Source organism: Isoptericola sp. NPDC056573 (genome assembly GCF_042793335.1).
In the GTDB taxonomy this organism is placed as follows: domain Bacteria; phylum Actinomycetota; class Actinomycetes; order Actinomycetales; family Cellulomonadaceae; genus Isoptericola.
In genome coordinates, this window is record NZ_JBHTUY010000004.1 from 23,500 (window position 1) to 34,537 (window position 11,038).

Consider the following 11,038-nt stretch of genomic DNA (forward strand, 5'->3'; position numbering starts at 1 on the left):
TTGTGAGCATCGCATCATGACTAGAGGTCAGGATCAAGCCCTGGCAGCCGCGGTTTCTAACATGGTATAAAAAGTGGGACGTCGAGATCAAGGATGATCGGAGGCAGCATGACCGGCATCATCGGGCCGCGTGACCTGTACGAGGACGAGCACGAGCAGTTCCGCGACATGGTGCGCGCCTTCGTGGAGCAGTACGCGCGCCCCCACGCCGACCGCTGGGACGCCGAGGGGCGGGTCGACCGCAAGCTCTTCGTCCAGGCGGCCGAGGCGGGGATCCTCGGGTTCGGCATCCCGGAGCGCTTCGGCGGCGGCGGGTCGGACGACTTCCGCTTCAACGCGGTGATGGGCGAGGAGCTCGCCCGCCACCCCGTGTCGTCCGGGATGGCCGGCATCGCGCTGTCGAACGACATCGTCATCCCCTACTTCACCGACCTGACGACCGAGGAGCAGAAGCAGCGCTGGCTCCCCGGCATCGCCGCCGGCGAGACCGTCGTGGCCGTGGCGATGTCCGAGCCCGGCACCGGCAGCGACCTCGCGGGGATCCGCACGTCGGCGGTCCGCGACGGCGACGACTACGTCGTCGACGGGTCCAAGATCTTCATCTCCAACGGGCAGAACGCCGATCTGGTGGTCACGGCCGTGCGCACCGGGGAGCACCCGCACCGTGGGCTGAGCCTGCTCGTGATCCCCGCCGACTCCCCCGGCTTCTCCCGGGGGCGCCGGCTCGACAAGATCGGCCTGCACGCCCAGGACACGAGCGAGCTCGCCTTCCAGGGCGTGCGCGTCCCGGCCACGAACCTGCTCGGCGAGGAGGGCACGGGGTTCGCGGGCCTCATGCGCAACCTCCCGCAGGAGCGCATCTCCATCGCCGCGGCCGCCGTCGCCTCCAGCGAGGGCGTGCTGGAGCGCACGCTGGAGTACGTCAAGCAGCGACAGGCCTTCGGGCAGCCGATCGGGTCGTTCCAGAACACCCGCTTCGAGCTCGCCGAGATGGTCACGGCCGTGCGCGCCGGCCGCGCGCTGATCGACGGCTGCCTGAAGCGGCACGACGCGGGATCCCTGGATCCCGAGGACGCCGCCGCCGCCAAGTTCTGGACCACCGAGCAGTACGTCGACGTCGTGGGCCGCTGCCTGCAGCTCCACGGCGGCTACGGCTACATGCGCGAGTACCGCATCGCGCGGGACTACGAGGACGCCCGCATCACCACCATCTACGGAGGCACGACCGAGATCATGAAGGAGATCGTCGGTCGGGGCCTCGGGCTGTGAGGACATCCGTGACAGAGGCATACATCTACGACGCCGTCCGCACGCCGCGCGGCAAGAACCGCGGCGGGGCGCTCCACGGCGTCAAGCCCGTCGACCTGGTCGTGGGGCTGATCCACGCCCTCGGCGAGCGCCACCCCACGCTCGACCCGGCGGCCGTCGACGACATCGTGCTCGGCGTCGTCTCGCCCGTCGGCGAGCAGGGCGGCGACATCGCCCGCACCGCGGCGCTCGTCGCCGGCCTGCCCGAGACCGTCGCGGGCGTCCAGCTCAACCGGTTCTGCGCCTCGGGCCTGGAGGCCGTCAACGTCGCCGCCCAGAAGGTCGCCAGCGGCTTCGAGGACCTCGTGCTGGCGGGTGGCGTCGAGTCGATGTCGCGCGTGCCGATCGGCTCCGACGGCGGCGCCTACGTGCAGGACCCGACCACGAACTACGACCTCTACTTCGTCCCGCAGGGCATCGGCGCCGACCTCATCGCCACGCTCGACGGGTTCTCCCGCGAGGACGTCGACGCCTACGCCGTGGAGTCGCAGCGGCGGGCCGACGAGGCGTGGCGCGAGGACCGGTTCGCCCGGTCGGTCGTGCCGGTGCGCGACCTCAACGGCGTCACGCTGCTCGACCACGACGAGCACCGCCGGCCGGGCTCCACGGTCGAGAGCCTGGGCCACCTCAAGCCCGCTTTCGAGATCCCCGGGGCGCAGGCCGGCTACGACGCCGTGGCGCTGCAGAAGTACCACTGGCTCGAGTCGATCGACCACGTGCACACGGCCGCGAACTCGTCGGGCATCGTCGACGGCGCAGCCCTCGTCGTGGTCGGCAGCCGGGAGGTGGGCGAGCGCCTCGGCCTCACGCCGAGGGCGCGGGTCGTCGCGACCGCCGTGACGGGCTCGGAGCCCACCATCATGCTCACCGGCCCCGCCCCCGCCACGCGCAAGGCGCTCGATCGTGCGGGCCTCACGGTCGACGACATCGACCTGTTCGAGCTCAACGAGGCCTTCGCCTCGGTCGTCATGCGGTGGGAGCGCGAGCTCGGCATCCCGCACGACAAGGTCAACGTCAACGGCGGGGCGATCGCCATGGGGCACCCCCTGGGCGCCACGGGCGCGATGATCCTCGGCACGCTGCTCGACGAGCTGGAGCGCCGCGACCTGCGTCGCGGCCTCGCCACGCTGTGCGTCGGGGCGGGCATGGGCATCGCCACCATCATCGAGCGGGTCGTGGAAGGGGAGACGGCATGAGCGTCATCGAGGACCGGGCGGGCGTGCAGGGCGGGTACGCCTGGGACGAGGACGGGGACGGCGTCGTCACCCTCACCATGGACGACCCCGACCGCGGCGCCAACACCATGAACGCCCACTTCCGGGCCGCGCTCGAGGCGAGCGTCGAGCGCCTCGAGGCCGAGCGCGACCGGATCTCCGGCGTCGTCCTCGCGTCGGCGAAGAAGAGCTGGTTCGCCGGCGGGGACCTCGAGCTGCTCCGCTCCGCCGACCCGGCGCGGTCGGCCGAGGAGACCGCGGACATCGAGCACGTGAAGTCGCTGCTGCGCCGGATCGAGCGGCTCGGCCGGCCGGTGGTCGCCGCGATCGACGGCACGGCGCTGGGCGGGGGGCTCGAGGTCGCGCTCGCCACCCACCACCGCATCGCCGCCGGCGACGTCAAGGGCCTGCGCCTCGGCCTCCCCGAGGTCTCCCTCGGCCTGCTGCCCGGCGGCGGCGGCGTGAGCCGCACGGTGCGGATGCTCGGGCTACAGAAGGCGCTGGCGGACGTCATCCTGCCGGCCACGAAGTTCACCGCCGCGGGCGCGCTCGAGGTCGGCCTCGTCGACGAGGTGGTCCCCGCGGCGGAGGTCCGCGACCGCGCGAAGGCATGGATCGCCGCGAACCCCGACCCGGTCAAGCCGTGGGACGTCAAGGGCTTCCGGCTGCCCGGCGGCGCGCCGACCTCCCCGTCCCTCGCACAGGCGCTCGCGGCGATGCCCGCGATGCTGCGTCGGCAGGTCAAGGGGGCCCCGATGCCCGCGCCGCGCGCCGCGATGGCGGCCGCCGTGGAGGGGGCGTACGTCGACTTCGACACCGCCTCGACGATCGAGACCCGCTACCTGGTGCAGCTCACGCACTCGCCGGTCGCGAAGAACATGATCAAGGCGTTCTTCTTCGACCTGGAGAGCATCAACGCCGGCGCCAGCCGGCCCGCCGGGTACCCGACGTTCCGGGCGAAGAAGGTCGGCGTCGTCGGCGCCGGGATGATGGGCGCCGCCATCGCCTACGTGGCCGCCCGCAGCGGCGTCGACGTCGTGCTCAAGGACACGTCGGCGGGTGCCGCGGAGCGGGGCAAGGACTACGGGCGCCGCCTCGAAGAGAAGGCCCTGGGCCGCGGGAGGACGACGCCGGAGGCGAGCGCGGCCCTCCTGGAGCGGATCTCCACGACCGACGACCCCGCCGACTTCGCGGGCGTGGACTTCGTCGTCGAGGCGGTCTTCGAGTCCGTCGACCTCAAGCAGTCCGTGTTCCGGGAGATCCAGGACGTCGTCGAGCCCGACGCCGTGCTCGGCTCGAACACGTCCACCCTCCCGATCTCGCTGCTCGCCGAGGGGGTCGACCGGGCCGAGGACTTCATCGGGATCCACTTCTTCTCCCCCGTCGACAAGATGCCGCTGGTCGAGATCGTCCGGGGCGCGCGCACCAGCGACGTCGTCCTCGCGAAGGTCTTCGACTTCGTGCTGCAGATCCGCAAGACGCCCATCGTCGTCAACGACGCCCGGGGCTTCTTCACCTCGCGGGTGATCGGCCGGTTCATCGACGAGGCCGTCGCCGCCGTGGGCGAGGGCGTCGAGCCCGCGTCCGTGGAGCAGGCCGCGCTCCAGGCCGGGTATCCCGCGGGGCCTCTGCAGCTCCTCGACGAGCTCACGATCTCCCTCACCCAGAAGATCCGCACCGAGACACGGGCCGCGCACGAGGCGGAGGGCGGCACCTGGACGGCGCACCCCGCCGAGGCGGTCGTCGACTGGATGGTCGACGACCAGGACCGGCCCGGACGCAGGGCGCGGCGCGGCTTCTACGACTACGACGAGGCGGGCCGGCGCACGCGCCTGTGGCCGGGGCTGCGCGACCGGTACGGCTCGGGGAGCGCCCGGGTGCCCCTGGTGGACCTGCAGGAGCGGATGCTCTTCGCCGAGGCGCTGGACGCGATCGCCTGCCTCGACGACGGCGTGCTCACCTCCGTCGCGGACGCCAACGTCGGGTCGATCTACGGCATCGGGTTCCCCGCCTGGACCGGCGGGGTGCTGCAGTACGTCAACCAGTACGACGGCGGCCTGACGGGCTTCGTCGCCCGTGCGCACGAGCTGGCTGACACCTACGGCGAGCGGTTCCGGCCACCCGCCTCCCTGGTCGCGCGGGCCGCCGCCGGCGAGACCTACGAGTGAGCGGGGGGACGTCGTGATCAGCACGCGCTTCACCGAGGCGTTCGGGATCGAGCACCCGGTCGTCCAGGGCGGCATGATGTGGGTCGGCCGGGCAGAGCTGGCCGCCGCGGTCTCCGAGGCGGGCGGGCTGGGCATCATCACCGCGCTCACCCAGCCCACCCCGGCCGACCTCGTCAGGGAGATCGAGCGGGCCCGCCGCCTGACCGACAAGCCCCTCGGCGTCAACCTCACGATCCTGCCGGCGATCGACCCGCCGCCGTACGACGAGTACCGGCGGGCGATCGTCGACGCCGGCATCACGATCGTCGAGACCGCCGGCTCCAACCCCGAGCCGCACATGGAGATGTTCGGCGCCCACGGGGTGCGGGTGATCCACAAGTGCACCAGCGTGCGGCACGCGCTCAAGGCCCAGGCCGTCGGGGTGACGGCGGTGTCGATCGACGGGTTCGAGTGCGCCGGTCACCCCGGCGAGGACGACGTGCCCGGCATGGTGCTGCTCCCGGCCGCCGCGGACCGGCTGACGATCCCGTTCCTCGCCTGCGGCGGGATCGCGGACGGCCGGGGCCTGGCGGCGGCGCTGGCCCTCGGGGCCGACGGGGTCACGATGGGCTCGCGGTTCATGTGCACGGTCGAGTCGCCCGTCGCGCCGGCCGTGAAGGAGCGGATCGTCGCCGGGTCGGAGCTCGACACCAACCTCATCTTCCGCTCCCTGCGCAACACGGCGCGGGTCGCGAAGAACGCCGTCAGCGACGAGGTCGTCGAGATCCTGGCGGGCGGCGGGCGGTTCGAGGACGTACGCGACCTGGTCGCGGGCGCCCGGGGCCGGAAGGTCTTCGAGCACGGCGACCTCGACGCGGGGATCTGGACCGTCGGGCTCGTCCAGGGCCTCATCCACGACGTCCCGGCCGCCGGGGAGGTGGTCCGCCGCACCGTGGCCGAGGCCGAGGAGGTGCTGCGGGCCCGGCTGGAGCTGGTCAGCCGGCCCCGGCTCCGTGCCTGACCATCCCCTGCGCGGTCGCCACCAGCTCGTCGAGGGAGCGCGTGCGCGGGTTCCACCACTCGACCACCCAGTTCATCGCCCCCAGCAGGAGCAGGCGGAAGGTGTTGACGTCCAGGTCGGCGCGCACCTCCCCCGCCTGCTGGGCGGCGACGAACAGGTCGCGCCACAGCCTGCTGTAGAGCGCCTCCTCGGCGGCCGGGCGCACCCGCAGCTGCTCCGGGACGTGCCCCGCGTTGCGGATCGAGGCGGTGGCGTAGTCGGACAGCTGCAGCTCGTAGCGCAGGTGCGCGTCCACGGCCACGAGGAGCCGCTCCATCGCGGTGGTGCCGTCGGGCAGCGCCTCCAGCGTCTCCTCGACGTGGAGCCGGACGCGGTGCGCACCCTCCCACATGACCTCCTCGACGAGACCGTCGCGCGAGGAGAAGTAGTAGTAGATCGCGGGCGCCTGGACGCCGGCGACCGCGGCGACGTCGGCGAGGCGCGTGCCCGCGTACCCCTTGCGCGACAGCACCTCGGCGGCCGCGTCCAGGATGCGCTGTCGCGTCTGCGCCGATTTCGACGCCGGTCGCGTCGCCTCCGTCCCGGTGACGTCCATGCTCCGATCCTAGCCTGATTTCTAACCAAGATTAGAGAAATCCTTGCGCGTCGTCCCGGAGCGGCCCTAATGTGTGACTCGCGATTTACTTGTCTGCTCGACGTGGAGTAGGAGACCGGCGATGACGCTTGCGGACCAGACCGCCCAGGCCGGGCGGGAAGCCCGGCAGATCACCACGTACCGCCCCGTCGACGGCGAGCCCGTCGCCAGCTACCCGGTGGCGGACGCCGCCCAGGTCGGCATCGCCGTCACCAGCGCCCGGGACGGCGCCCGCTGGTGGCGCGAGCAGGGCTTCGCCGGACGTCGCGCGCACCTCCTGCGTTGGAAGTCGCACGTCGCGCTGCGCGCCCGGGAGCTGGCCGACCTCATCGCCGCGGAGACCGGGAAGCCGGCGGACGACGCCCTGCTCGAGGTCATGCTCACCCTGGGGCACCTCGACTGGGCGGCGAAGAACGCCGCCCGCGTGCTGCGCCGCCGCCGGGTGCGCGCCGGCCTGGTCAACTACAACCAGCACGCCACGGTCGGCTACGAGCCCTACGGCGTCGTGGGCGTCATCGGGCCGTGGAACTACCCGCTGTACACCCCCATGGGCTCGATCTCGTACGCGCTCGCCGCCGGCAACGCCGTCGTCTTCAAGCCCAGCGAGCTGACGCCCGGCCCGGCCGTGTGGCTCGCCGAGCGCTGGCGGGAGGCCGTGGGGCACGACGTCCTCGTCGCCGTCACGGGCGACGGGGCGACGGGCGCCGCGCTCGTCGCGGCCGACGTCGACAAGGTCGCGTTCACGGGCTCCACCGCGACGGCGAAGAAGGTCATGGCGGCCGCCGCCGAGCGGCTGGTGCCGATCGTGGCCGAGTGCGGCGGCAAGGACGCGCTGCTCGTCGCGGCCGACGCCGACCTCGACGCCGCGGCCGACTTCGTCGTCTTCGGGGCGATGGGCAACGCGGGCCAGACGTGCGTGGGCGTCGAGCGCGTCTACGTCGTCGAGACGGTGCGCGACGCCCTCGTGTCCCGTGTCGTGGAGCGGGCGGGACGGCTGCGCACCTCGGGCGCCGACGCGCAGTACGGCCCGATGACGTTGCCCGCCCAGGCGGACGTGGTGCGCCGGCACGTCGAGGACGCCGTGCGGTCGGGCACGGCGGTGCTCGGTGGTACCGAGAGCGTGCACGGCCGGGTGATCGACCCGATCGTCGTTACCGACGTCGACGAGCACTCCCTCGCGGTGCGGCACGAGACGTTCGGCCCGCTCGTCGTGATCAACACCGTCACCTCCCTCGAGGAGGCGGTCGAGCGGGCGAACGCGACCCCGTACGGGCTCGGCGCGGCGGTCTTCACCAAGGACGCCCGCGCGGCGTCGGCGGCCGCCGACGCCCTGCGCGCCGGCGTCGTGACCGTGAACTCGGTGCTCGGGTTCGCCGCGGTCGCGGCCCTCCCCTTCGGCGGGGTCAAGGAGTCCGGTTTCGGTCGCATCCACGGCGCCGACGGCCTGCGCGAGTTCAGCACGGTGAAGTCCGTGGCACGCCAGACCCGGAAGGCCGCGCTGAACCTCCTGACGATGGACCGCACCGAGAAGGACATGCACCTGGTCGCCAGGATGATCCCGCTGCTCCACGGTCGGTCGAAGGGTTCCCGGGGCTAGGCCGTCGTCAGACGCCCAGCACGGTCTCCAGCACCGCCCCGATCCACCGCTTGGCCTCGGGCGCCGGGCTGCGGCGCAGCGCGACGCTCAGGTCGGCGACCACGTTGAAGCCGGCGTGCACGAGGAACCGCAGGTCGCGCGGGTCGAGGTCCGGACGCAACCGCCCGAGCAGCTCCACCCAGTCGTCGACGTGCGCGCGCTGGAGCCGCCGCAGGCGGCGCTGGTCCTCGGCGTCGAGCGCACCGACGTCCGCCGTGTAGACGTCCATGAGGTCGCGGTCCTCGACGGCGAAGCGGACGTACGCCGCCTCGAGGCTGTGCAGCGCCTCGCGGGGGTCGGGGCGGCCCAGCGCGTCGTCGGCCGCGGCGTCCAGGGCCGCCGCGGCCCGCTCGCACGCCGTGCGCAGGATCTCGGACTTGCCGCTGAAGTGTCGGTAGACGCCCGACGGCGTGATCCCCACCGCGGCGGCGATCTCCTCGATCGACGCCTCGTGGTAGCCCCTGCGGGCGAACGCCGCGATCCCCGCCTGCGCGAGCTGGTCGCGGCGTCGGCCCGGCGGCGCGGCCTCGACCGGTCCGTGCCCCTCCGCCGGCGCGGTCGGCGCCGGACCCGGCGCCTCGGTGAGCACGCGCATCGCCGCCTCGCGCAGCAGCGCCTGCAGCGCCGCGACGGCCATCGGGGTGCGGTGGGCGGTGACGCTCGCGATCACGCTCAGCGCGGCCAGGGCGACGAGGTCCAGCGTCGGCGGGTCGAGGTCGGGCCGCAGCATCGCGGCGGGTTCGGCGAGACGGCGCCGCAGGGCCGTGAACTCCGCGGCCAGGGCCCGGCGGTCCTCGGGGCGCAGGTAGCGGCTCTCCCAGCGGTAGATGTTCCCCGACGACCGCATCGCGACGGTCTCGCCCGAGACGGCGTCGAGGACGGCCGCGGCCTCCGTGCGCGCCGTCGCCGGAGTGCGGTCGCTCACCTCCCCCACCGCCGCGGTCGCGTCGGTCAGCCGGGCGACGAGGTCCATCGCGATCTCGCGGAACAGCTCGTACTTGTTGTCGAAGTGCCGGTAGAGCGCCGCCGCGGTGATCCCCACCGCGTCGGCGACGTCCTGCATCGCCACCCGGTGGTACCCGCGCTCCGCGAAGGCGACCGCGGCGGCCGCCTCGATGGTCTGCCGCCGGTCACGTGGGCGCCTCCTGACCTGGTCCGCCGCCCTCGCCTCGCTCACGGTGCACACACTAACGCCGGCCCCCCGCAGGGGCTGGCACTCGGATGTGAATGGTGAGTAACATGATCTCGTCGACCCCCGCGGGCGGCAGGAACGGACGGGACGTGGCGACGGCGCCACGCCCCCGACTCGGCTCACGTACGAAGAGGTGCATGCCATGAGCGACGCCACGGACGCCATCCCCCCGACTGTCCGCCGCAACCACTGGATGAACCAGGTCCTCACCCACGCCGCGACCAAGCCCGACGCGACCGCCTTCTCCTTCCAGGGCGAGGTGACCACCTGGGCCGACGCCGCCCGGCACATGGACACCCTCGCCGCGGCGCTCCGGCGGCGCGGCGTCGGCTTCGGCGACCGCGTCCTGCTCCTGACGCTCAACCACACCCTCGTGGTGGAGACCGTCTTCGCGATCAACCGCCTCGGCGCCGTCGCGGTCCCCATGAACGTGCGGCTCTCCCCCGCCGAGATCGCCTACGTCGTCGACGACGCCGACGCGGACCTCGTGGTCGTCGACCAGCCGCTCGCCCCCCTGCTCTCGGCCGCGCAGCAGCTCACCGACCGACTCCGCGGCGTCGTCGTGGTGGGCGACGCCGCCGACGGGCAGGAGAGCATCGCGGACCTCCTCGCCGAGCCCCTCGACGGCTTCGTCGCACCCGACGTCCCCGAGGACACGACCTGTCTCATCATGTACACGTCGGGGACCACCGGGCGGCCCAAGGGCGCCATGCTCGACCACCTCAACATGACGGCGCAGTCCCTCACCGTCCTGCGGGTGAACGAGATCTTCGACGAGTCCGACGTCGCCTTCCTCACCGCGCCCCTGTTCCACATCGCCGGGCTCGGGTCGATCGCCGCCAACTTCGTGGTCGGCATCCCGACCGTCATCCACCCGCTCGGCGCCTTCGACGCCGCGGCGCTCGTCGACGCGTGGGAGCGGGAGGGTGCCACCATCGTCTTCAACGTGCCGCAGCAGTGGCAGGCGATCTGCGCCGTCCCCGGCATCCGCGACCGCGACCTGCGGCTGCGCGTCATCAGCTGGGGTGCCGCGCCGGCGTCCGACACGTTGCTGCGCACGATGACCGAGACGTTCCCCGACGCCCTCAACGTCGCCGTCTTCGGGCAGACCGAGCTCTCCCCCATCACCTGCGCGCTGCGCGGCCGGGACGCGCTGCGCAAGCTCGGGTCGGTCGGGCGTCCGGTCCCCACCGTCCAGTGGAGGATCGTCGACGCCGAGCTCCGCGACGTCCCGACCGGGAGCATCGGGGAGATCGTCTACCGCGGGCCGAACCTCATGAAGGGGTACTGGCGCAAGCCCGCCGAGACGGCGGCAGCCTTCGACGGCGGCTGGTTCCACTCGGGCGACCTGGTCCGCCAGGACGAGGACGGCTTCGTCTGGGTCGTCGACCGGCTCAAGGACATGATCATCTCGGGCGGCGAGAACGTGTACTGCGCCGAGGTGGAGAACGCCCTCTTCGCGCACCCGCGGATCGCCGCGGCGGCCGTGTACGGCCGGCGCGACGAGCGCTGGGGCGAGGTGCCCGTCGCCGCCGTGGTCCTGACCCCCGGAGAGCCGCTCGGCCTCGCGGAGCTCCAGGACTGGCTGGGCGACACGCTCGCCCGCTTCAAGCAGCCCAAGGACCTCGTCGTCGTCGACGCGATCCCCACGAACGCGTCGGGCAAGGTGAACAAGGTGGCCCTGCGGGAGAGCGACCGCGGCGCGGTGACGGTCGCGTCGTGACGACGGCGTCCGCCCCGCCGCCCCCCGGCGGGCCCCCCCCCCCGCCCCCGCCGCGCGGCCCGCCGGGGGGTGGCCCGGGGCCGACCCCCGCGGCCCCGGGGGCGGGGGGGGCGGGGGCGCCGCGCGGGGGGGGGAGCGGCCGCCGCTGGTGGACCTCGTGCTC

General features: G+C 73.2%; 8 protein-coding genes. 6 read left to right on the top strand and 2 right to left on the bottom strand.

Annotated features, from left to right (window positions below):
• The first annotated feature begins 108 nt into the window (after positions 1-108).
• The 4 genes from ACFQ8E_RS07575 to ACFQ8E_RS07590 are packed head-to-tail and all read left to right on the top strand — an operon-like array spanning position 109 to position 5,690.
• The gene (locus tag ACFQ8E_RS07575) at positions 109-1,269 is read left to right on the top strand and encodes an acyl-CoA dehydrogenase family protein (RefSeq protein ID WP_430549968.1); all 1,161 of its coding nucleotides are present in this window, start codon (positions 109-111) and stop codon (positions 1,267-1,269) included.
• Positions 1,270-1,277: 8 nt separating this feature from the next.
• Positions 1,278-2,504: an acetyl-CoA C-acetyltransferase gene (locus tag ACFQ8E_RS07580; RefSeq protein WP_430549969.1), complete on the top strand. Its 1,227-nt coding sequence runs from the start codon at positions 1,278-1,280 to the stop codon at positions 2,502-2,504.
• Positions 2,501-4,690, top strand: a complete 2,190-nt coding sequence (locus ACFQ8E_RS07585) for a 3-hydroxyacyl-CoA dehydrogenase NAD-binding domain-containing protein (RefSeq protein ID WP_430549970.1) — start codon at positions 2,501-2,503, stop codon at positions 4,688-4,690. Before ACFQ8E_RS07580 ends, ACFQ8E_RS07585 begins: the two co-directional genes overlap by 4 nt.
• A complete protein-coding gene (locus ACFQ8E_RS07590; RefSeq protein ID WP_430549971.1) occupies positions 4,599-5,690 on the top strand; it encodes an NAD(P)H-dependent flavin oxidoreductase in 1,092 nt (363 codons plus the stop codon). Before ACFQ8E_RS07585 ends, ACFQ8E_RS07590 begins: the two co-directional genes overlap by 92 nt.
• Here ACFQ8E_RS07590 and ACFQ8E_RS07595 read toward each other — a convergent pair.
• Complete coding sequence (locus ACFQ8E_RS07595; protein WP_430549972.1) at positions 5,665-6,285, bottom strand: TetR/AcrR family transcriptional regulator; 621 nt, start codon at positions 6,283-6,285, stop codon at positions 5,665-5,667. The genes ACFQ8E_RS07590 and ACFQ8E_RS07595 overlap by 26 nt on opposite strands.
• 121 nt (positions 6,286-6,406) lie before the next feature.
• On the opposite strand from ACFQ8E_RS07595, the gene ACFQ8E_RS07600 reads away from it, so the two are divergent.
• Positions 6,407-7,921: an aldehyde dehydrogenase family protein gene (locus ACFQ8E_RS07600; RefSeq protein ID WP_430549973.1), complete on the top strand. Its 1,515-nt coding sequence runs from the start codon at positions 6,407-6,409 to the stop codon at positions 7,919-7,921.
• A 7-nt stretch (positions 7,922-7,928) separates the two neighbouring features.
• Here ACFQ8E_RS07600 and ACFQ8E_RS07605 read toward each other — a convergent pair whose 3' ends face one another.
• Complete coding sequence (locus ACFQ8E_RS07605; protein ID WP_430549974.1) at positions 7,929-9,137, bottom strand: TetR/AcrR family transcriptional regulator; 1,209 nt, start codon at positions 9,135-9,137, stop codon at positions 7,929-7,931.
• Positions 9,138-9,294: 157 nt separating this feature from the next.
• Here ACFQ8E_RS07605 and ACFQ8E_RS07610 point away from each other — a divergent pair, with 157 nt between their 5' ends.
• Positions 9,295-10,875 (top strand): long-chain-fatty-acid--CoA ligase, encoded by a 1,581-nt coding sequence (locus ACFQ8E_RS07610; protein ID WP_430549975.1) that lies wholly within the window; start codon positions 9,295-9,297, stop codon positions 10,873-10,875.
• Positions 10,876-11,038: the final 163 nt, after the last annotated feature.

Bases quoted from the DNA above. Each gene is read 5' to 3' on its own strand.
- ACFQ8E_RS07595 (WP_430549972.1), bottom strand. From the start codon at position 6,285: ATGGACGTCACCGGGACGGAGGCGACGCGACCGGCGTCGAAATCGGCG.
- ACFQ8E_RS07575 (WP_430549968.1), top strand. From the start codon at position 109: ATGACCGGCATCATCGGGCCGCGTGACCTGTACGAGGACGAGCACGAG.
- ACFQ8E_RS07600 (WP_430549973.1), top strand. From the start codon at position 6,407: ATGACGCTTGCGGACCAGACCGCCCAGGCCGGGCGGGAAGCCCGGCAG.
- ACFQ8E_RS07585 (WP_430549970.1), top strand. From the start codon at position 2,501: ATGAGCGTCATCGAGGACCGGGCGGGCGTGCAGGGCGGGTACGCCTGG.
- ACFQ8E_RS07610 (WP_430549975.1), top strand. From the start codon at position 9,295: ATGAGCGACGCCACGGACGCCATCCCCCCGACTGTCCGCCGCAACCAC.